Here is a 22566-nt window from a genome sequence, read left to right as displayed (position 1 = left end):
GGCGACCATGCCGCCACTCAGAAGCGCTCATTTGATCGTGTTTTTCAAACGGTTGGCCGATAGGGGACAGGCGCGCAAGCGCGCATTAACGCTGCATTCAGAGGCGTTGCGCGTGTATCCATCGCAAGCCTCGCGGGCGGCGCGCAATTCTGCTGATCTATGCGGAGTGAAGGGGCGATTATTGCGTATTTTTGTTCGTCGCCTGTCGCGGCGCAGCGAGCGCGATCATTTCTTCGTTTTGCGCCGGCAGCCAATCATAGACCCGGTTCACTAGGCAGCGATCCGGCCGGTCGGCAGGTTCGCCGGAACGGGGGAACTGCGTATCGTAAACGAGAAGCCGCGAGCCGCGCTTCAGACACATGCTGGGGTCGTCGATTTTGAGGCCTTCAACGGCTCTCATATTGGGGCAGTAGCCAGTCTCGACGAGATAGGACTCGCTCGGGCTGCGGCGCAGGATGACCGCGTTGCTCCCCGCTTCGTAGAATCCGGAGAGCCCGCCGGTGAAACATACGGTGTCGATTTCTTCGCCGCGGCGCCCCGCATCTTCCGGTCCGCCGGACGAGCCGGTTGCGCATGCAGTGAGCGCAAGTGAAGCGAGCAATAAAAATCTTGGTTTCATAGAAAATCCCCGCGCCGGCTTGCGCCGCCGCGCCCTCTTGGGCATCCCGTATGGTTTATGACGCTCTGGAGCGGAAATTCCGCCAGACCGGCGAAATTAGAGGGCTGTGTGGGGCACCGATAGGTCGCTGCAAAATGCCTGCATACCTTTGACGCCTGGGGCCCCGGGCGCCGCCAGTCGATGTTGAAAGTTTTTTCAGCCGGCCCTGCGTTCCCGGCGCCACATCTGGACGGGCTTTCAAAAAAACGTCATCCTAAGCCTTGCCGGCGGGTAAAAAATCCTAAGCAAAAACAGGGGAATGGCGCGCCGGGCGTGGTTTGATGGGGCGTGACGGAGCCTGCAGGATATGGCCGACCAGGACGAAAAAAAAGAAAGGACCGACGGGGGGAGCGGCTGGTTCCTGGCCCATGTCCACCGGCATTCCGAGGCCCTGAAACGCTATCTTCTGCAATTGTCGCGCTCGCCGCATGAGGCCGAAGAAATCGAGCAGGAAGCCTATCTCCGAGTCTACGAAGCCCAGCGCGGCCAGGACATCGAGAACCCTCGCGCATTCCTCTTTCGCACCGCTCACAATCTCTTCATTCAGCGCTACCGGAAAAACCGCAATTCGCCGATCGAGGCAGTGGAGGATGTGGACGCCTTAAGCGTCAAGGATATGTGCGCCGCGGCGGATGATCTGCTGGTGGCGCGCGAGCGGCTCGGGGCGCTCGCGGAAGCGATCGATCGATTGCCGCCGCAGGCGCGCCGCGTCTTTATCATGCGGAAAGTCTACAACCTTTCCCATAAGGAGATTTCGGACGTGCTTGGCATCGCCCCCAGCACCATAGAAAAACATGTCGGCCGCGGCATTGTCGCGTGCCGGGACTTTCTTACGCGCCATGACGCCGGCGAGAATGTGCATGACGACGGTTATGACGACAGGGATTCAGCATCGTCGGGTGCAGATAAACGCGGAGGCCGCTCATGACGGCGTCCGATCGCGATAACCGCGTGCACCATCTTAAGGATCGGACTGCGCTCGAAGAAGAGGCCGCTCAATGGGTCTGGCGCCTTGATGCGGAAGACGCCGGGCCGGAGCTGCGCGCGGAATTCAATGCATGGCTGAAAGAAGATCCGCGCCATGCACGCGCCGTCGAAGAGTTCAAAAAGGTCTGGGGCCGGCTCGATGAGCTCGCCGTTCTGAAGCAGGACGCAAAACTGAAAACGGTCAAGCGCGGCGTTGATGAAGAAGAACGCCAGCGTCTTGTTCCGGTCCCGCTCGGCGTACTGCGCTATGGCGCAATCGCCGCGTCGCTGATTTTGGCGGTAGCGCTGACATTATTTATCGCAACGCCGCGCAATGCGCCCCATCCGCCAACGAGCTATGCGACGGCCGTCGGCCAGCAGCGCACCATCGAACTGGCGGACGGGTCCGTCATCGAGCTCAATACGAATTCGATCGTCGATGTCGAATATGCGGACAATAAACGCCTGGTGCGGCTCTCCAAGGGCGAGGCGCATTTCAAGGTGGCGAAGAATCCCGACCGGCCTTTCATCGCAATGGCGGGCGATACCGCGGTTCGCGCCGTCGGCACCGCCTTCAATGTTCGCTTGACGCCGGATGAGCCGGTCGAAGTGCTCGTCACCGAAGGCAAGGTCGAGGTGACGAAGAAAGATATGCCGGCGCCCCGGCCAGCAATGGCGCACAAACCAGAAGTTGTTGAAAAACCGAAACCGCTCGCCACGGTTTATCTGGAGGCCGGTCAACGGCTCGGCGCCGACATGACGGAGCCGGAGAAAGTTACGTCTGTTTCCGAAGCCGCAATCGACCGGGAGCTCGCCTGGCGGCGCGGCATGCTGATTTTTGAGGGCGAGCCGCTGGAAAATGTTGTGTCTGAACTCAGCCGGTATTCCGAAGCGCGCTTTATCATCGTTGATGATTCAATCCGGGATCGGCGCGTCGGGGGGTATTTCAGGACCGATGATGTCGAGAGTCTCTTGAGTGTCTTGGAACATGGCCTCTCCATCGAGGTCGATCGCGAGGGCGATGGACTGATTATGCTGCGTGACGCTTCGCACGGTTAGTGCTGATCGCAACTTCGCGCGGCAATTCAGTGCGTGGCTAATTTGCAACAGGGATTTCCGTGGGCGAATAATTTGAAGTTTTTTTGAAATCCGATTGGCGGCGCAAAGGAGCTGAGGCGTCGGTGGATTGAAGGGCTGCACGCAAGGGAGCGGCCGGAGGGGAACGAAGGAGTCAATCCATGACCAAATCCGCCAATAACTTCAAAGGGGATCACGCGAAAATCGAGCGCCGCAAGACGCGTTATCTGGCAGGTGCGTCGCTTGCCGCAATGCTCGTGTCCGCAACTGCGCCAGCATTGGCGGAAGAGAAAAAGTTTGACATCGACGCAGGTCCGGCGGCGAAAGCGCTGAACGCCTTCGCCAAACAGGCCGATGCTTCGGTGGTTTTCGCTTATGACGCTGTCGAAGGTTACAATACGAACGGTCTCGAAGGCGAATTCGAGCCGAATGTCGCGCTCGGTAAGCTGATTGACGGCACCGGCCTTTCTGTATTCGCTGGCGAAGGCGGCGCATTTGCTGTTCGCGCAAATGCAAGGCAGGCCGATCTCGGCGGTGTCATTACGGTGGCGCAGACAGAAAACGCGACGCAAGGCATGTCGGTCGAACCACGCGCGACGGGCCCGTCCGGCGACGGCGCGCCGGTCACGGTAACCGGCGGCGTCAAGGACGAGCGCACCGGCGGCAACCTTAAAGGCGCGCTTGTCGAGATCGAGGAGACCGGTCAGTCCACATCGACTGACGATTTGGGTAACTTTCGATTTCCGAGCGTTCGCCCTGGCTCTTACACTTTGCGGATTTCTTATCTCGGGTATCGCGATGTTGTGGCGGCGATCGACGTCGCACCGGGACGGCGCTTCGACCAAAGTTTCGCGATGAAAGGCGGTTCGGGCGACGATGTTGTTGTCGTTTATGGCAGTAGATCTGCGCGGGCGCAGGCGCTCAACCAAGAGCGAACAGCGGAGAATGTCTCGACGGTGATATCGGGAGATCTGCTCGGTAATTTTACGGGGACGACATTGTCGGAATCGCTCCGCCGTGCGCCCGGCGTAATTTTCGAACGTGATGCGCAGACGGGCGACGGCGCGAACATCATCGTGCGAGGGTTGGAGCCCGATTTGAACACGGTGAAGCTGAATGGCGTCGAATTACCGGAGGGAAGCGGCACTGGACGCTCGGCCAGTTTAAGCAATGTGCTGACCGAATCCATATCCAAGGTCACGATTTCGAAAACGCTGATGCCCAATCAGGACAGTTCAGGCACGGGCGCTCTCATCGAGATCGAGACCAAAACGCCGCTGGACCGGCCTAGACGATATGCCTCCTTTACGCTGGAAGGCGCAAAGCGGGCGAATGACTTTAATGAATCGTTTCTGGCTGCAGGCACAGTTTCGGGCACCTTCGGAAGAGAGGATCAGTTTGGACTATCGGCATCAGTCCAATATCGCGATCGCGACGTTAGCAAAGTGCGCCTTTCTACCGACCTGAGATTTGGTCAATATCTCCCGCTGCACGCGGACGGTTCGCCTGTAACCTCAGTTTCACAAATTGATCCACGCACTCCTTTTCCTTATGAAGGCGCCGCTGCCGCAGTTTATGCCGACGGATTTAGTGTAAATCTTGATGACGCGCAGACAAAAAATCTTGCGCTGACTATTTCCGGAGCATGGCGGATTAGCGATCACACAGAATTATCATTTGATTTTCAAAGGCTGGATCAAGATGATGTTACAGTTTGGCGACAATCGAGTTTGTCTTCATCGAATTCATATAGTGTGCGACCGGTTCTGGCGTTGGGAGGAGAGGCACGCTCGGCCCTGGGCTGGAATGGATCAGTTTACGGCGGTTCATTGTACGCCCTTCGAAATGAAGAAAAGCTGACAGATGTCTACAGTTTTCGAGGGCAATCGGAAGTTGATAAGTGGCGGTTCACATATGCAGCCGGTTATGCGAATGGACGCAGAACAAATCCTGAAAGAACTCTCACTACGTCGTTTCCTAATCAGGTTCTAGATTCGAGCTATGTTGCTTCTTCAGCAACGGATACTGTTGAGGGGCGCATTTTATCACTTTTTGCTCCGCGAACCGCTGGTGAGGGAGGATTGCCGGATCTTCTTTTGTCGGAAGCTGGATTCGATTACTTTCAAAACCCGGATAACACTGCATTCAGCAGTGTTGCTGAAACGACATTTTGGGGGCGCAATGAGAAATTTAATGGTGAAGCTAGCGTGCGTCGTGACTTCGAAAATGGATATCTCGACTATCTAGACTTCGGTGCCAGTTATGAGGTGTCCAAATTCTCCAATGGATATCCCGGTTCGGTGAGTTATGCAGGCGTGAGGATGCCTCCGTTGTTTTCCTTTCCTTCGCTTAGTGATGTCGGCCTTGGGTTTTCTGAAGGCAGTCTGTCTTCCATTGGGATTGACTCTCCAGTAAGCCTCATCAGCAAAGAGGACTTGATAGGTTTTATCGATGCTGTCCCAGACTTGGAATTGGTATGTGATCCTTCTTCAGTATCGGGATGTCCAACGGGGGCGCTGATTTATAAAAGCGTTTTTGACCGTGATCCAAGACTCTCGGAGGCTTTCACAAAGGAGAATGAGTTCGCGGCGTATATTCAGGGCAAAGTCGATGTTGGAAAATTCGAATTCATTGGTGGCGTGCGAATGTCGCGGGTGGAACTCGAGGCTACAAACCTGAACAGCCCGAACATATATGAGGCCGGCGGCTATGATATCGCCTTCCGAGAATCCAATATTAGGCTTGTGTCAGAGAAAGCGACTCAGACCGAGTACCTGCCGCGTATGCTTATCAACTATCGTCAAAGTGATAATTTAATTTTCCGCGCCGGATATTATATGTCCATTGCACGACCGCAGGTGTCACTCCTTTCAAGTGAGCCAACCGTGCTTCTTTTTTTATTGCCGTTTTTTGGTCCGAACGGAGATCAACCGCAGCTTTTCGTGAGCAAAGGAAACCCAGACCTTAAATCCGCGCGAACTCATAGCCTGGATTTCAGCGCGGAATATTATGACAGAGATATCGGCGTTTTAAAAATTGGTGCTTTCTACAAAAATATCTCCAATCTTCTGGAAAGCAATGTAACTTCAGGCGAAGCGGTATTGGATCAGGTACGAGAAATTCTACCCGACGATCCCAGGTTCCAGGATGTGCTGGACAATCCGCAAGATTACGACCTTATCTTGCAAGTTCCTGCGAATAACCCGGATAGCGCTAAAATCTGGGGGATTGAGACCTCTATCGAAAAACAGCTCACCTTCCTGCCTGGTTTCTGGGGCGGGTTTGGGGTTTATGCCAATTACACGTTTACTGACAGTTCGAAGAACCAGCCAATCAACTGGTCGCAGCGTCCGGTTTTAGACGGAGACGGTAATGTCAGCGGATTTGAGTCGGCTGATATCACCGTCCCGAATGTTGCCTTTAACGGGCAAGCTAAGCATTCCGGGACGGCCGGACTAACTTATAACAAATACGGGATTGACGCTAACCTTGCCTATACCAAGCAGGCCCGCCGGCAACTTAGCTTCGAGAAAAACAATTTGAGCCGCTACGAGGAAGCCTATGGAACACTCGATTTGCGACTCGAATATCGATTCGATCAGAGTTTTGGAGATTTTCGCATTTATCTGGAGGGTGCGGATCTGTTGCACGGCGCTAATGACCCCAGCATTTCACAATCTGTTGGCGCGGATGATGGTTATACGTCGAAATATATTCGCTTGGAAAACTATTTCGGCGGCCGCCAATTTCGGGTTGGCGTTACGGGCGCCTTTTAGTCTTTAATTTGAAAAAAGTTTAGCATGCGTTTTGCCGCCGGCGATCTTGCGTCGGCGGCGGACTGGCAAGCGTGGGTGATAATATGAAACGTAAGATCGTGGTCGTGCTTCTTGCGATTTCCATTCTAACAAGTATGACAATAGAGGCCGGGGCGATCAGTGGTTCCGGCGAGGAAGATGCAACTGCATTTGCTGCTCGCCTCGAAAAAGACCGCGTGATCTTAACGGTACCGCCTGCCGAACTGGATAAAGATTTCCTCGTCGTAAGAGCAGGGATTGGCCAAAAGCTTGTGCGCTGGGTTCGCGAGGGCGACAAAATATTACTCATTGCGCCGATAGTTGAGAAATCGATAGGTCGTGACGCCCACGTCGGCGTTAAACTCAGAAATGACCTTTTTGATGCATGGCGGCCTTCCATATTGGCGACCTTTCCGATCCGTACGCAGAGTAAAAAAATTGGATACGAGATCGATGTAACGGACCTTTTCTTGAAACGGATTGAAGGGTTGCCTTCTATAGAAGGCGTGATCGATTACGATAAATGCAGGGTAAACAAAGTTTTTTCTTACAAAGGGTTGGTTGAAATACGCGCGACGATGACGCGTTCAGCAGCAGGTCTTATAAAATATGACCGGGACCGCTACGAAGAGGAACCGCTTACCATATCTGCATTTTGGAGTTTTCTGAAATTGCCGGAAACGCACATGCGACCCCGGCTATACGATACACGCATGGGATTTTTTTCCGATGCGTGGGACTTGAGAAGTCCTGTGTCTCCAGCTGGGATTGCGAGATGGCGGCTGGAAAAGAAAGATTCCGGACAAAGTCTAAGCGAGCCAAAAAAGCCGATTGTATTCTATTTCGCAGAGAATACCCCCGCATGGATGAAGCCTTGGCTAAAGGCTGGAATTGAATCCTGGCGAAAAGGATTTGAGGCTGCGGGGTTTAAAGACGCGGTGATCGTGCGGGATACGCCTGATAACGGTGCAGAATTTGACGGGCGCAGTATGCGTTACTCCGTTGTAAAAGTCAGGAATAGAGAACACTTCTGGCGATATCGGGACCCACATGATGAAGCGAGCGGTGGCGGAACCGTGGATGTGGTTATCGATCCACGCAGCGGAGAAATCTTGAAAGCAGATATTATTGTAACTGCGCCGCACGAATTGATGCAAAATCTTTATTTTGCCTTGTGTGGTGTTTTGGATTCCAGGGCGCGACGCGCGCCTTTTCCCGAATCATTGGAGGGAGCGTTCTTGCAAAACACCGCCGCCCATGAATCGGGGCATGCGTTTGGTATCATCGATGGAAATTATGGTGAATTTGTCTACCCGACGGAAAAATTGCGCGATAAAGAATGGCTATCGCGTATGGGCTTTACCCCAAGCGTGATGAATTACTCGCGCTGTAATTATGTTGCACAGCCGCAAGATAAGATTCCGGCTGAATACCTGCTTCCCAGAGTGGGTCCGGCCGATATTCACATGATCAAATGGGCCTATACACAGTTTATTGAAGCGGATAGCTGGCAGGATGAGTCGCCGTTTCTTGAGGCGATTATCAAAGAAATGAAAGCCAAGCCATGGTATACTTATATTGAAGGTCGAAGAAGCAATATCCCGCAGCGATACCATAATGCGGTCGATAGCGATGATCCTGTTATGGCGACGAAGCTTGGCCTCAATAATCTGAAAAATGCAATCAACAGGCTGCCGGAGGCCACGCTGCATGAAGGGGGCGGGCAATTCCTCCTTGAGCAGATGTATTTTGACGCTACTGGCTATTGGGTGACCCTGATGAGTCACGTCGCGACTTTGGTCGGCGGTTATACGATCGCCCCCAAAAGCGCGACTGAGCCTGGTCCGGTCCACACCCCCATTCCGGCAGAACGACAGCGTGAAGCCATGGCCTATCTTGGCGAGGCGGCCTTTCATACGCCTGCTTATTTGATAAATCCTGCAATCTCTAACCGATTTGAGCCCCCTCTAGGTAGCGTCGATCATGTTGTCGGCCTGCAATCCCGTGTTTTGAAGGGGCTTGTAAGATATGAGCGGTTGAAGGCTCTGGTTGAATTTGAGCTTTCCGCCCCAGCGAATGTCGATATTTACAGTCAGGAGGAATTTTTGACCGATGTTCGGCATGCGATCTGGTCGGAGCTCGGAGATGAAAATGCCGAAATTACGGCCTATCGCCAGCAGCTTCAAAAGGAGTACCTCGCGGTTCTTGATCAACTATTCAAATTCAGAACAGGGGACAAATCATATGCCGTGGTTGCGTTTGCCATTCATAGTGATCTCAAAAGCCTGCGCCATGATTTGGATCGTGCGTTGCAACAAGCGCGCGATCGGAAAAGACGTGACTACTTGGAATATGTCCTCGCTGAACTAGATTTGATCTTGGCTGCGAAGCGGTAGCACCACTAATCTAATCGGAAAAGCTTCGAGATCGTTCTCAGAACCGATTGCACCCCCAAGACTCGCACATGGCGATTCAATTCGTCCTATAAGCTAATTAGGAGGCACCGGCGGCAGGCGTACCAAGCGAGGCGCCAATAATTTTCGTCACTAGGCATGTAGGGCTCTCTCACGCTAAAAAATGCATTAACACGCCGATATTTGGCATCATGTTAGAATATGGCTTCGCTCAAAAAAATGCCCTGTAATATTGTTTATTGTGTCAGAGAGGTGCAGTCCATGTTCGCAGCGAGTTCAAATGGCATTTGAAGAGTGGGATACTATAGTGCCAATCATACGCTGACGCATTTGCCACCTTAATTTTTTTTCGAACAATTATTTCGATTAAGGGCTCAACCTGTCGGATAGCAAGTCATTTACAAACGTTCCAGAAATAAACGAACAGTTTGCGCGCTCGTGTAGGCCGCACACCGTTGCCAAGTGTCATCTTTGTCTGGGCCTGCAAAATCGCACGCTGATTTCATTGATATGACTTCCGGACGCGGCTGACGAGCTTCTCGGGCTGCGCCATACACCCCATATGTTTCCATATCGACGCCGCATAGATCGCGATGATGCTTTCGTATCTCGGAAATTACCTCATCATCGGCGATCACGGCAGACCCTGAAGCCATAGGACCGACAACCATTGAGAACTTCTCAAGACCACCACCATCCCAACCGTCAATAATAGAACGGACTGTCGAAGTATCTTGAGACAATATTTCGAAATGTGAACGTAAATCACTTTTGATTGGAAGGTGATGAGGGGAAACAGCGAAACGTTCTGGTACTTTGCTCGAGTCAATCTTTCCGCATTACGGCGTCGCCGTCGCAATCGACGATGCGCTCGACGCGACTTTCCTCGACATCCTGCGGGAGGTCGATAAACGTTTTTCGCCCGTGCCGCATATTTCGTCACAGACTGCTGCAACGACCTACGCCCGCCCAGGCGGTTACCGGGTTGACGTACTGACGACCAATCGCGGGAAGGACCGCGGCGCCCCCCGTCACGCTGCCCAGCCTTAAGACTGACGCAGCCCCACTACGATTCCTCGACTTCCTCTTAAAAGAGACAGTCCAGGCGGCAGTGCTTAGCAAGACGGGCGTTCTGATCAATGTACCGACGCCTGAACGATATGCGGTTCACAAGCTTATCGTTTCAACTATGCGGCATTCGGCAGGCGAAAGCGCGGCCAAGGCCGACAAGGATGTTGCACAGGCGGCGACGCTGATCGAAGCATTCTCGATCAAGCGCCGTCTTGACGATTCCAACGAAGTTCTTCGCGAGACGAAAAAGCGCGGCGCCGGTTGGCGCGAACGTCTGCAAACAGGCACAAGCCGCCTACCGGAAAAGATAAGGGCTCTTTCAACACCGCTTACTTGATATCTGAATGTATCCGTGCGTGAAGAGGAGGCAAGCTTGCGAAGCAGCGCCCGTTACGTAACTGCAGAAAATATTTGATCTCGCTACTGACAAACATCCGCAAACGTGGTATAGAGTATGCAAAATCTGGAACTGTATCGCTTCAACGATTTCAGATTTTGGCAGATTGATTGGTACACGTTATTTCTGCAAAGCGGTAGGAAATTGATCGAAAACGTAAAGCCATGACGCGCGATTCCGCCCCTGGGCACCATTTCCACAGACTTTTACCGCCGCGAGAGCGATCCTGGTCTTCCAGCAGGGCCGCCGAGAATTTCATGACCAGCGGCAACGGCGCGACGCTCTCCTATGATGCGGCGGGCCGGCTCTACCAGACCTCGAAATCGGGCTTTACGACAACGCGCCGGCTCTATGCCGGCGACAAGCTTATCGCGGAATATAATACGGGCGGAACCGTGCTGCGCCGTTACGTCCATGGCGCGGGCGGCGACGCGCCGATCGCCTGGTATGAAGGGACGGGGACGTCCGACCGGCGCTTCCTGATCCCGGACGAGCGCGGCTCCATCGTCGCGATCACCGATTCCTCAGGCGCCGTCACCGACGTCAATGCCTATGACGCCTACGGACAGCCCGGCGCGAACAATACCGGCCCCTTCCAGTATACGGGCCAGGTCTTCGTCGAGGAGGTCGGCCTCTATTACTACAAGGCCCGCTGGTACAACCCGGAGCTCGGCCGCTTCATGCAGACCGACCCCATCGGCTATGGCGACGGCATGAACATGTACGCCTATGTCGGCGGCGATCCGGTGAACGGCGTCGATCCGAGCGGGCTAAGCGACAAAAAGCAGAATACACAACCGGATGATCCCGTAGGCGCAGACCTTTGGGAATTTGTGACTAACTCTCCTGGCGCGAATGTTTCGTGCAGCGGGCAATGTAACAGATCGCCGCGAGTATTGCGTGGTGGAAGCGCCGGCGCCGTGGGTCCAAAAGTTATCGGTCACGTTTTTATTGGTAACGCAGTAGTAGGTGATGACGCAAAATGGCTTACGCAAGATCATCTTGTCGTCACAGCTACTCGAAAAAGGCCAATCTTCGTAATGCCTTTTCTATCCTATTCAACTTCTCAAACTTATGCTAGCGCAAGCGATGGCAGTACTGAAGCGATCGGTATTGAGCCTTGCGTGACTGCGGTTGAATCTTGTTTAACGGCTCGATTAGAAACAGGCGGGCCAGGGGAAAGGCTTTATGGGGAAGTAGAAGGTGGAGGAGTGATGGGGGGGCCTATAAGCGGCAGAAACAATATAGGAATTCCTATTCGTACCGTTGGGTCCGTTGATATAATGGGAGACATAGTTGATGCTGGCGGGGTGATTGTAGGCAGCTTCTCTGTAGGTGTGAGTTACGGCGCATTCGGCTCCACTGCTTTTTCTGTGCCTGCGGCATGGAATGGCAAAGCATATATTTGGCAGCCGAAGCAATCGAACCTGTGGAAGGTTTCAGTTTTTAGCTCAAAATTTACATTACCCGGAACAACCGTCCGCTTGCTTGGAGTGAAATGAGCAATGTTAAAATCATATACGCTTATTTCTACAGCTTTTCTTCTTTTGGTCTGCGGAACAATATATTCTTGCGCGAACGAACAGAGGTTGTTGGCTTCTCCTAATCCACTGGCGGCAGAATTGTCAGGAGCGAAATATGTATTAATCCGCAATACAGAATATTGTTCGCTGCGCGTGATTTTTAATAATAAAGGCGTAGATTCGAAAGATGTTTTTTATGATAACATTTCATTCTTCTCGAAAAATCTTCCGGGCACGATATTCAATGCTGATCACAAAAACCTAAACCAGTTCCGCATTTTGCTTTTGGACGCGTGCACGGAAAACAAAGGGGAAATCGAGGAGATAAGAAAGGTATTAGCACAGCGTTTCTCTAAAGTAGTATATGAAGAAGAAAAATGTTCTACCGTGTCGTTGCAGCGCGACGAGGCGTGTCTTTGGGGGAGTCCGCATGATGACGAGGTTGTAGCCGATGCGCACTTTCTAAAAGCTTCAATTGAAGAAAGACTCAACGTGCTTGGTGGCGAAAGTCAGCAACAATGTACTGTTCATTTGGAATACCGAAAAAAACCCAATCAAGATTTTTCGCAGGCAGAAGCGGTTAAAATCAGAGACTCCGTCAATACATTAACGGTATTATCGGAGCTTTACGCATTTCCGGTATTATTGGTCGATTATCAAAATCGCTCGATTAGAATACTATTCTATGCGGACTGTGAATTTAAGGCGTTTTACACAAAAAGGCTGCTTGAAGTGGCCCGAACGATTGGTCAGGATGATTTACTTCACGAGTATCACATGGTCGTGCGCTAATTTTGGAGGAAGGCGATATTTAACGCTTTTTAACTCCAAACTCCTTAGCAACGTCACTCGATAACTGCCTGTCGGAATATGCAGCTGTGCACTTGACGAGACCCCGATTGTTCCCCGTCAGCGTGTGAGGGACATTTGAGGATTTTTGCTTAGGGAGGATTTCTGGTTCATCGTAGCCCATCGAGGGAGCGAAGATGAAACAGCAATCCGGGCCGCATGAGACGGCTGAACAGCACGTAAAGAATATTCGCCGCGCGACGCGGAAGAAATACTCGACCGAGGACAAGATCAGGATCGTCCTGTCGGGCCTGCGCGGGGAGTATTCAATCGCCGAGTTGTGCGGCCGCGAGAACATTGCGCAGAGCCTTTACTACACTTGGTCGAAGGAGTTCCTCGAAGCTGGCAAACGCCGTCTGTCTGGCGATACCGAGCGCCAGGCGTCGACAGGTGAAGTGAAAGACCTACGCGCTCCCGGCGCGAACAATACCGGCCCCTTCCAATATACGGGCCAGGTTTTCGTCGAGGAGGTGGGCCTCTATTACTACAAGGCCCGCTGGTACAACCCGGAACTCGGCCGCTTCATGCAGACCGACCCCATCGGCTATGGCGACGGCATGAACATGTACGCCTATGTCGGCGGCGATCCGGTGAATAGTGTGGATCCAAGAGGCACTGATGAAATCGTTGTGACCGGGACGCGTAGAAATTACACAGGCAGCTTTGGTGGCCCGGGCGCGTCAAGCAGCGGTTATGCTCCAGGGTCGCTTGCAGTGGAAACGGCGGGGCAGGATGGCGTTGACAAGATAATTGTTAGAGTTAAGAGACGTAAAAGGAGCAGTGTCGCATCCTACTCTCCGCCGAATTATAACTCCAGCGATAGATCAGAAGACTCGGAGTGCGCGAGTTCGCCTTATTTGCCAGGCAGCATCCCTGGGGGACTAATTGCCAAGGTAATTGGAAATTTTTTAAAACAAACGTTCGTACTTCAAGGCGATGTTATAGCTGGAGATGTGGTAGAAGGTGAGTTAAGTGTCTTGGGAATTTTTGATATTGGCGGAGGAATAGATAGCGGGAGTGTGCGCTTTTCAGGTGGAACAGAGGGCTTTAGCTTTACTTCAAATAGGGGGGGTACCTCACAGGGCAGGCTTTATCTGGTGATCTCCCGTTTCCAAACGGCGGGACTGTGGCGTATGGGGCGTCAGGGCCTGTAACGACAAGAAGTAGCTTCCCTTTCTTAGGTGTTTCGGAAGTGCCGAACGAATTTTCCACTTCTGTTGACAATTTAATCGGTTTAGACGTAGGTGCGGCCGCTATTTTAGGTGCACATCTTCGTGTTGGTTTCGATCTGGACAAATATGAAGGTTTGAAACCAAATTGTGATTAAGAATCGTAGAAAGGTCGGTTTTGAGGGGCGTGTAATCGAACGAGGTTTTGATGGCTTCAGTTATTGTAACTATATTTTGCTTCATTTTCTATGTTTTGATGAGCATTCTTCACGCTTCATTTCAAGAAAGTAGCGTATTGCTTATATTTTGGATAATTTCACTTTCTTTGCCAATGCCGCTATATTATTATTGGTTTGCGAGAATTAATCTGGCCACACCAGATGATTCTCGACCGCTTTTTCTGGGGTTGCAGTATTTTCAAGTTTTAGGACTGCTTTTGATTTTACTTCTTATCGGGGGAAATATACTGGGATTTTCAATGTCAATTAGCGTGCCGGATGAGACTCAAATTGGGATTCTTCTAAATGTTTTGTCTTTTTTGTTTGTCTGGTGCTTCTTAGCTAATGCATGGCAATCAAGCAGCCGACTCGGAAAATTTTCCTCCAATAAAGAAACCCGAAGAGCTAACCGACAAATATCAAACTTTCTTTTAATTTTACTTCTACCATTTTCCGTCTTTTATTTGAATAAAGTAATTGAGCAACAAGCAAGGCTGTCGGCTGGTTGAGTGCTGAACTTGATCCGGGGTCGTCGGTGGCGGCCTTCGGCCGTAGAGCGGGTCTTTGTCCGCCGTTTTCGATGGCGCCTTGCGGAGTGGCTCTGCCTATAGCTCGGTCAGGCGCTTCGCGTCGCGTAGGGCGGGCTTTAGCCCGTCAATCACATTCGGTCGCCGGGATGGCGCGGCTTCCAGTCCTCCGGCGAGCTATTGATTGGCCTGCCGACTTCCCTTTTCCATTCCTTGTATGTCTTAGGGCCAGTCGCCGGGCTCATCGGCGAGGCCATGCTTGACCGGATTGAAGTGACGATAATCACTATGCCGGTCAGGATCGCCGCCATCGCGGACAGACCTCGAAATCGGGCTTTACGACCACGCGCCGGCTCTATTCGGGCGGCGCGCTGATCGCGGAATATAATACGGGCGGAACCGTGTTGCGCCGCTATGTGCATGGCGCGGGCGTTGACGAGCCCATCGTGTGGTATGAGGGCGACGATGCGTCCGACCGGCGCTTCCTGATCCCCGACGAGCGCGGTTCTATCGTCGCGATCACAGACTCGTCAGGCGCCGTCACCGACGTCAACACTTATGACGCCTACGGACAGCCCGGCGCCAACAATGCCGGGACGTTTCAGTATACGGGCCAGGTTTTCGTCGAGGAGGTGGGCCTCTATTACTATAAGGCCCGCTGGTACAACCCGGAGCTCGGCCGCTTCATGCAGACCGACCCCATCGGCTATGGCGACGGGATGAATATCTATGGATACGTGTACGGAGATCCAATTAATCTCACTGATCCATCCGGCAAATGTCCGTGGTGCGCAATCGGAGCGGGAATCAGCTTAATTCTCGAAGCAAGAGCGCTTGGCCGAGATGGCGTCAGCCCGCTATCTGGGCAGGGATTGACGCGGTTAGCGATTGCCGGAGCTACAGGGTTTGTAGGAGTTGGCGCCGGCGGGCTAATTGCGAGAGCCGGAATTGGCGTTGCTGTAAGGGCCACGAGCGGCGCTATAGGCGGCGGGGTCGCAGGCGCGATTGCGGAGACCGGGCTTCAAATCAATCAAGCCATAGGCGGCAACGGGTTTGATGTTGGCGAAGTGGGAGAAGCTTTCAATATAGGTTTCGTTTACGGGGGTGGCGCTGGTGCGTTGCTTGCCAAGGCACCAGCCTCTGCGGGAACATTGGTTTCGGCGATTGGTGCTTACCTTGAAGCGCTAACTAATCTACTCATTGACAATGCGTATGGCGAGGAAACACCGGGAACCAATGTAGAAATACATGATATACAGACTTTCGACCCAGAACTTTATAATCGTGGCTATTATGACTCACAACTCTATGGTTGGTCATCAAATTTGTGGGTGACTGTAAGGAATAATCAAATATCAGAGGAGTCGAAACGTAAGGGGCGTTTAGCTGGCTCATCCACAGTTGAAGACATTCCAACTACAAACTCTAGCTTTAGTGGGGGATTGATTCGTTCACATCGGAACATCAACCATCATTAGGGAGCCAAATAAAAAGCCTTTTTTAAGAGTGTGGCATCTTATGTGGCCGGTTCAATGAGACAACCTCATTGTTACATGAATAAAGGCTGCACTATATTACGGCTACGCTATCGAGGTTTCGCTGGCTCCTGTAGAAGCGCAAATTCAGGGCAGGTTCTAATGGCTGGAATTGATTGATCATGAATCAAAAAAACAAAAATTCAATCCTAATACACCTACTAAAAGTCCTTGTGGTTTGTGTGCTGTTTTTCGTGCTGGGCCTGTTTTTTGGTATGCCGCTTATAAAATTGGTGATCGGTTTCCTATTAATTATGGTCATCGCCGGCGTTTATAACTTTCTGTATTTTAACGGATTTTTAGAAAAGCGTAACAGGAAAGATTAAGGGGTCCGCGCAACGGGTGGCTCTAGTCAAGCTCTTCGCGAAGCGTAGCAACTGTTTTGCTCAAGCGGTTCTGGTTTCGTAGTTTCGTTCGTCTCTGATGATGGCGTTGATCTGTGTAAGGAGTCGTCTGGCGCAAGCGATGATAGCGACCTTGAAGGGTTTTCCGGCGTCGTCGAGTTTTCGTCGGTAGGCTTTCAATTCGGGGTCATGCCGGCTGGCGATGAAAGCGGCGGCGTATAAAGCGCGCCTGACCTCGGCCCGCCCGCCCCATATCATCCGCTTGCCGCGCATCTGGCCGCTATCGCAGGCATGCGGCGCGAGACCGGCGAGGTTGGCGATGGCGCGACGATTGATGCGGCCGAGTTCCGGCAATTTCGCCAGGAGCGTTGCGGCGACGACGGGCCCGACGCCGGGAACGGAACGCAGCTGCTCATTGCGTCGCTTGAGGCGGCTGCAGGTTTCGATATGCGTTGCGATATCGGTTTCGATCCTGGCAATGCGGTTCGTTAGCACCGTGATCAGACTGGCGATATCTTTGACGATGAAGGCGTCCGTCGCCTTGACCCGACCCCTTTGAACGCAGCCGTCCGAAGGTAGTAAAATGGCTGCATCAAAGGAGAAGAGCGATGTCGGGAAAGCGATATTCACCCGAAGAAATCATATCGAAGTTGCGTGAGGCGGAAGTGTTCTTCGCAGAGGGCGTCAAGGTCGGGGAAGTGATCCGCCGGCTGGGCGTCAACAAGATCACATATTACCGGTGGCGCCAGGAGTATGGCGGGATGAAGGTCGAGCAGGCCAAGGTCTGAAGAGCGTTTGGTGTACAGCCGAAATTCGGGATTTCGAACCCCAAAAACGACCTTACCTTTCAAGGCTTTAGGTGCATTTTGTAGTGGTAAAAAAGCGATGGCGCACCGGAGCGGGTGAAAAGGGGAACTGGGTGGTTTTGAAAGCAAGGCTATTATGACTTTGACGTCTGCTTTTTTTTCTTTTTGTCTATCAACACATCCTGCTGCCATTTGCTGGGTTTCTTATCGGTGCGATGAATGCAGCCGGCCCAACAGCATGGGCGTTTTTGCCCATCGAGGAGTTCCTCAACAGTCCGCTTGATCCGCCTTGAGCGCGTCTTTTCTTGTTTGGCGTCTTCAACCCAACAAATAAATTCATTTCTGGCGATAGGCGTCAGGTTTTCCCAGAGGTCCGTAATTTCTTTTGTTTCGGTCAGCGCATTGACCAAGTCAGTGGGAAGTTCGTGTACCAGACCGCCTGAAATTTTCGTTCTCATATATACCGACTATCAAATATGCCTTACCGGTCAATCATCTGCTTTGGACTATAAACGACCATCAAATCCGAACAGTTCTTGGCTGTTTCTATGGTGATCCAAAAAGCTTTGGAAATTCAGTTGGTTGAAAAGATGGCGCACCGGAGAGGGTGAAAAAAGTACTGGGAAGCGGTGCAGAAACGGACTTTAGAAACTGCATAATGCCTGATTGGCGCAACCTTTGTTTGTATTATGCCGATATTTTCACGTTTGCGACGAGTAAAGGGCGGCTTTCCCCAGTTTTTGTTGGAAAAATGTACAATTTCATGCTTCAAAAAAAGCTAGCGTTTCGATGGGGTATGGAGGGAGATTGCATCATGAACCGATTTACGATTGCCGCGTTTGGCGCCTTGTCGCTTAGCCTCTTGCCGACGGCGGGGTCAGCGACTTTTGTCAGCCTTGGGGACTGCACTGGCGCAGTCAGCTGCTCCGTGACGGATACGCCGCCCAATCCTGTAACGACGAACCCGAACGACGGTCAGCTTCTCGCCTGGAATGAAGTCCAGAATTTCGTTCTGACAGAAGATCTGCGCGTTGACCGCGTCTTCGACACGACGGCTTCTTTCGTAGAAGATGCCGGCGGCGGCGATTATTTTATCAAGGCTGGCACGATCGTTTCCAGTCACTATCTGCAATGGGATCCGGGCGAAGGCAGCTCATCGACCATAGACACGACTATTGCTCTCGATTCTCAAATCTTCGCTTTTATAACGGCGGACTCTAACCTCTTCGCCAGCGATTTCCTCGGCCTGCCGGGCCTCGACTATAATGACTTCAGTCTTCGCGGGCTGGAGTCTGGCGACACGACGGATTTTAACGGTCTGGCTGTTGACATAAATTGGACTGCCGGCAGCCCGGGCGACTGGACGCGCCTCATCACGGCTTATTCGCCGGGCGGTGTTTCTGAAGTTCCGCTCCCGGCTGGTGCGCCTTTGATGATTACTGGCCTTGCGGCGTTTGGTTGGTTCAAACGCAAGCGCAAATAAGCAAAAAGCCGCCTTTTGGAGATGAGCACGTCGACAAGGCGCGCTTTTCCGTAAGGCGGCAATACGCATGCGTCTTTATCAAGGCGCTTCACTTTGCCTGTTGCGGTTCAAGAAAAACCTAGAGAACTCAGTAGATTGAGTATGGCGCACCCGTGAGGATTCGAACCTCAGACCCCCAGATTCGTAGTCTGGTGCTCTATCCAGCTGAGCTACGGGTGCTGGCCGGCCGCTTAGGCGCGGAAGCGCGGGTTTAACCCCAAGCGGGCGGCAATTGCAAGCGCCCCCTGGCGATCTCTTCGTCTTTCCTTCACCCGGCTGATTTGCGGCGGTTTTTCCCGCTTCACGCCCTGCCGGAGAGTGCGTTCCGCCGCCGGGCGCAGGGCGGGCCGATTGCCGCTGTCCGGCCATAGGGGTCGAAAGACGGGACGGCCTCGCGTAAGAATGTTGCGGTAGCGAAGATGAGACAGCGGGGCGGGCGATGACAATCGACATGAAACGGATCTGGGCGGCGGGCGCATTGACGCTGGCGGCGGCAATGACGGCCGCCTGCAGCCGCGAGGCGGCGCCGGAAAAAGAGGCCGGGACAGAAGCGCAGGCTGCGGCCGCCGCCGCTGCGGACGTGCCGGTGGAAACGGGGCGCTGGTTCATCGCCGCAGCGAACCCGCATGCGGCCGAAGCAGGGGCCGCGATCCTCAAAAAGGGCGGCTCGGCGGTGGACGCCGCGATTGCGACCGAGACGGTGCTGGGCCTTGTGGAGCCGCAATCCTCCGGCCTCGGCGGCGGCGCCTTCATGCTCTATTACGATGCGGCCAGCGACACGCTCGAGACCTATAGCGGGCGGGAAACCGCGCCCGCCTCGGCGACGCCGGAGCGCTTCCTCAAGGAAGACGGAACGCCGATGGGCTTTTACGACGCGGTGGTCGGCGGCATTTCCGTTGGCGTGCCGGGCGCCGTGCGCATGCTGGAAATGGCCCATGAGGCGCATGGCGCGCTGCCCTGGGCGGAGGATTTCGAAGCGGCGATCGCGCTTTCCGAGGAAGGGTTTGAAGTCTCGCCCCGGCTCAACGGCTTGTTGGAGCGCATTCCGCGTCTGAAACAATTGCCGGCGGCGGCGGCTTATTTTTATGACGAAGAGGGCAATCCGTGGCCCGTGGGTCACGTCCTGAAAAATTCGGCTTACGCCGAAACGCTGAAAACCGTTGCTGAGGGCGGCGCCGAGGCGTTTTACGAAGGGCCGATCGCCGAGGCGATTGTCGAGGCGGTGAACGGCGGGCCGCAGCCCGGCGGCATGACGCTCGAGGACCTCAAAACCTACACGGCGGAAAAGCTTGATCCGGTCTGCGGGCCTTACCGCGCCTATCAGGTCTGCTCCATGGCGCCGCCGAGCTCCGGCGGGGTGACGCTGGTGCAGATTCTGTCGCTCCTGGAGCCTTTCGACATGGCGGGCGCCGGGGCCGGGTCCATCGAGGCGCTGCATCTTATTTTCGAGGCCTCGCGGCTCGCTTATGCGGACCGCAACCAGTATCTCGCCGATAACGAGCATCTCTCCGACGAGGGGCTGTCGCCGGAGGCGGTGATCGCCGGGCTTTTGAACCCGGCCTATTTGCAAGCGCGCGCCGCCCTCATCGACAAGACGAAGGCCGCCGAAAGCGTCGAGCCGGGCGATCCGTCCGCCTATGACATTGAAGACGGCGCCGGCCAGTGGAAGCGCTACGGCGCCGACGCCTCGCCCGAACCGCCCTCGACCAGCCATTTCGTGATTGTCGATGTTGAAGGCAATGTGGTGTCGATGACGGCGACGGTGGAATTTGCTTTCGGCAGCCATCTGATGGCGGCGGGCATGGTGCTCAACAATCAGCTTACGGACTTTTCTTTCCTGCCGGTGCGCGACGGCAAGCCGGTCGCGAACGCGGTCGCGCCGGGCAAGCGCCCGCGCAGCTCCATGAGTCCCAGCATCGTCTTCGATGAAAACGGCGAAGTCTGGTCCGCCGTCGGCTCGCCCGGCGGGCCGGCGATCATCGGCTATGTGGCGAAAACCATTATCGCCATGATCGATTGGGACATGTCGGCCCAGGAGGCGATTGAATATCCGAATGTCGTTTATCCACGCGGCGCGCCGCTCCTGGAAGAGGGCGGCTTCGACTCGCAAGTGGTCGAAGGGCTGAAAGCCATGGGCCATCCGGTTGAAGTGCGCGGGCTTAATAGCGGCGTCCATGCGTTCAAGCGCCTGCCGGACGGCTCTTTCCAGGGCGGCGCCGATCCGCGCCGGGAGGGAATATGGCTCAGCGGGACGTTGGAAACAGAATAGGTTCGCTTTGCGCTAATCGTCCTGCGGAAGGCGGAGACGGAAGGCCGCGCCTTCCTCGTCGCTTTTATGCAGCGTCAGCGAGCCGCCATGGGCCCGCGCGATCTCTGCGGAAATCGCAACGCCAAGGCCGGAGCCGCCGGGTTTTTGCGATCCCTTGAACGGCTCGAACAGCTCTTCCTTGGCGTGGTCGGGCAGACCCGGCCCGGTGTCGGCGATGGTGATCAGGATATCGCGCCCGTCGATATCGACGTCGATGCTGACCTTTCCAAGGTCGTCTTTGTCTTCGTCGTTCGCCGCGCCGGTCATCGCCTCGATGGCGTTGCGCACGAGGTTGAACAACGTGCGGTAAAGCTGCGTGCGGTCGGCGATGAGGGTGAGGTCTTCCGGCGTGTTGTTTTGCGCCGTCACGCCCATGGCCGCCGTGTCCTCGAAGACTTCCTCCACAAGCTCGTGCAGAACGATGGGTGACTTTTCGAGCATGCGCGTTTCCATCCGCCCATAGGTCAGCGTGTCCCGGCTGAGCCCGATGGCGCGGTCGAGCGCCGAAATGAGGCGCGGCGCCAGCTTGCGAACGCTTGGGTCGTCGGATTTGGCGAGCCGGTCCGACATCAGCTGCGCCGAGGCGAGAACGTTTCTGAGATCGTGGCTGATCTTGGAGATGCCGGCGCCGAGCGCGGCGAGGCGGCGCCGCTCGCCCAGAAGCCCGCGCACGCTTTTCTCCATGGCGGCGAGGCTTTCCTCCGCCGCGCCGATTTCATCGCTCCGCCCGGACGGCGTCAAAATGCCTTGCGCGTTTTCGGGATCGGCGTCGAAAGCCATGATATTGGCGGTGAGGCGTTTCACCGGCCAGACGATGATGCGGTTCAGCGCCCAGTAAACGAAGCTGGCGGTGAGGGTCGAGATGATGAGCGAGAGGAGAAAGATGTTGCGCGCATAGGAAAGCAGGTCGTCGCGCAGCGCCCCTTGCGACACGATGATGTCGACGGTCTGGCTGGGCGCGAATTGCGGCGCGCCGGTCGCCTGAATCAGATGATCGCCGCTTGACAGCATGGTGCCCCAGGCATTGGCGATCAGGTCGAACCAGTTTTCGCTGGTAAGGTCCACGGTGACAATGTCCGGCGCGCCATGGGGATTGATTTCCGGGGCCAGGATCAGCATGCGCATGTCGTCGCTGTTGATGGTGACGCCGAGAATGTTCGCGGTGTTGAAGAGCCGGCGCACCAGGGTTTCGTCCGCCGCGGCTTCGCGCGGGCCCTCAAGCGCAAGGCTTGCGAGATAGGCTTCCTCGAAGCGCAGATTGAACCAGTCGCGCCGCTGTTTGGCGATGGACGGGACCAGCACCACGAATTCCGCCACGAATACGAAAACGATCGTCAGCAGAAGCAGTTTGGTCGAAAGCGATCGTTTGGCGATGGCGGACATGAGGC

The 22566-nt window shown here is 54.2% G+C and carries 15 protein-coding genes, 1 tRNA gene and 3 pseudogenes; 14 read left to right on the top strand and 5 right to left on the bottom strand.

Annotation, left to right across the window (positions count from 1 at the left end; all coding sequences use genetic code 11):
* Positions 1-178: 178 nt before the first annotated feature.
* Positions 179-619, bottom strand: a complete 441-nt coding sequence (locus tag CW354_RS04540) for a DUF6491 family protein (RefSeq protein ID WP_133162176.1) — start codon at positions 617-619, stop codon at positions 179-181.
* A gap of 346 nt (positions 620-965) precedes the next feature.
* Between CW354_RS04540 and CW354_RS04535 the strand changes: the two genes are divergently transcribed.
* From CW354_RS04535 to CW354_RS04485, 11 genes and pseudogenes are all read left to right on the top strand, one after another.
* The gene (locus CW354_RS04535; protein ID WP_104828850.1) at positions 966-1586 is read left to right on the top strand and encodes an RNA polymerase sigma factor; all 621 of its coding nucleotides are present in this window, start codon (positions 966-968) and stop codon (positions 1584-1586) included.
* Positions 1583-2683, top strand: a complete 1101-nt coding sequence (locus tag CW354_RS04530) for a FecR family protein (RefSeq protein ID WP_104828849.1) — start codon at positions 1583-1585, stop codon at positions 2681-2683. The genes CW354_RS04535 and CW354_RS04530 overlap by 4 nt, the downstream gene beginning before the upstream one ends.
* A gap of 179 nt (positions 2684-2862) precedes the next feature.
* Positions 2863-6477 (top strand): TonB-dependent receptor, encoded by a 3615-nt coding sequence (locus CW354_RS04525; protein WP_104828848.1) that lies wholly within the window; start codon positions 2863-2865, stop codon positions 6475-6477.
* Positions 6478-6560: 83 nt separating this feature from the next.
* Complete coding sequence (locus CW354_RS04520) at positions 6561-8891, top strand: zinc-dependent metalloprotease (RefSeq protein WP_104828847.1); 2331 nt, start codon at positions 6561-6563, stop codon at positions 8889-8891.
* An 834-nt stretch (positions 8892-9725) separates the two neighbouring features.
* Positions 9726-10317, top strand: a pseudogene (locus CW354_RS04510) (GSU2403 family nucleotidyltransferase fold protein).
* 317 nt (positions 10318-10634) lie between these two features.
* A complete protein-coding gene (locus CW354_RS04505) occupies positions 10635-11879 on the top strand; it encodes an RHS repeat-associated core domain-containing protein (protein ID WP_207764661.1) in 1245 nt (414 codons plus the stop codon).
* Positions 11880-11882: 3 nt separating this feature from the next.
* Entirely contained in the window at positions 11883-12692 is an 810-nt protein-coding gene (locus CW354_RS04500; protein WP_133162175.1) for a hypothetical protein, read from the top strand.
* 194 nt (positions 12693-12886) lie between these two features.
* Positions 12887-13159: pseudogene (locus CW354_RS23775) on the top strand (transposase); the annotation flags it as partial.
* Positions 13145-13903 (top strand): RHS repeat-associated core domain-containing protein, encoded by a 759-nt coding sequence (locus CW354_RS04495; protein ID WP_104828926.1) that lies wholly within the window; start codon positions 13145-13147, stop codon positions 13901-13903. The pseudogene CW354_RS23775 and the gene CW354_RS04495, both read left to right, overlap by 15 nt.
* A 223-nt stretch (positions 13904-14126) precedes the next feature.
* Positions 14127-14645, top strand: coding sequence for a hypothetical protein (locus tag CW354_RS22955; RefSeq protein ID WP_133162174.1), 519 nt, complete (start codon positions 14127-14129; stop codon positions 14643-14645).
* Positions 14646-15064: 419 nt separating this feature from the next.
* The gene (locus CW354_RS04485) at positions 15065-16141 is read left to right on the top strand and encodes an RHS repeat-associated core domain-containing protein (protein WP_207764659.1); all 1077 of its coding nucleotides are present in this window, start codon (positions 15065-15067) and stop codon (positions 16139-16141) included.
* 443 nt (positions 16142-16584) lie between these two features.
* Here the strand turns inward: CW354_RS04485 and CW354_RS04475 are convergent.
* Positions 16585-17085 (bottom strand): annotated as a pseudogene (locus CW354_RS04475) (transposase); the annotation flags it as partial.
* Between the two features lie 65 nt (positions 17086-17150).
* On the opposite strand from CW354_RS04475, the gene CW354_RS04470 reads away from it, so the two are divergent.
* Positions 17151-17330 carry a transposase gene (locus CW354_RS04470; protein WP_104828925.1) on the top strand — a complete coding sequence of 60 codons (180 nt, stop codon included), beginning with the start codon at positions 17151-17153 and terminating at the stop codon, positions 17328-17330.
* A gap of 152 nt (positions 17331-17482) precedes the next feature.
* On the opposite strand, the gene CW354_RS04465 is transcribed toward CW354_RS04470, so the two are convergent.
* Positions 17483-17806, bottom strand: coding sequence for a YdeI/OmpD-associated family protein (locus CW354_RS04465; RefSeq protein WP_104828838.1), 324 nt, complete (start codon positions 17804-17806; stop codon positions 17483-17485).
* Between the two features lie 149 nt (positions 17807-17955).
* On the opposite strand from CW354_RS04465, the gene CW354_RS04460 reads away from it, so the two are divergent.
* The gene (locus CW354_RS04460; protein WP_133162173.1) at positions 17956-18831 is read left to right on the top strand and encodes a VPLPA-CTERM sorting domain-containing protein; all 876 of its coding nucleotides are present in this window, start codon (positions 17956-17958) and stop codon (positions 18829-18831) included.
* Between the two features lie 142 nt (positions 18832-18973).
* On the opposite strand, the gene CW354_RS04455 is transcribed toward CW354_RS04460, so the two are convergent.
* Positions 18974-19050 (bottom strand) — tRNA-Arg (locus tag CW354_RS04455).
* A 259-nt stretch (positions 19051-19309) separates the two neighbouring features.
* On the opposite strand from CW354_RS04455, the gene ggt reads away from it, so the two are divergent.
* Entirely contained in the window at positions 19310-21139 is a 1830-nt protein-coding gene (ggt, locus tag CW354_RS04450) for a gamma-glutamyltransferase (protein WP_207764658.1), read from the top strand.
* A gap of 12 nt (positions 21140-21151) precedes the next feature.
* Here the strand turns inward: ggt and CW354_RS04445 are convergent, their stop codons facing one another.
* Complete coding sequence (locus CW354_RS04445; RefSeq protein WP_104828836.1) at positions 21152-22561, bottom strand: sensor histidine kinase; 1410 nt, start codon at positions 22559-22561, stop codon at positions 21152-21154.
* Positions 22562-22566: the final 5 nt, after the last annotated feature.

The sequence above is a fragment of the Hyphococcus luteus genome (assembly GCF_002943565.1).
Classification (GTDB): Bacteria; Pseudomonadota; Alphaproteobacteria; order Caulobacterales; family Parvularculaceae; genus Hyphococcus; species Hyphococcus luteus.
This window is presented reverse-complemented; position numbering and strand designations above follow the sequence as displayed.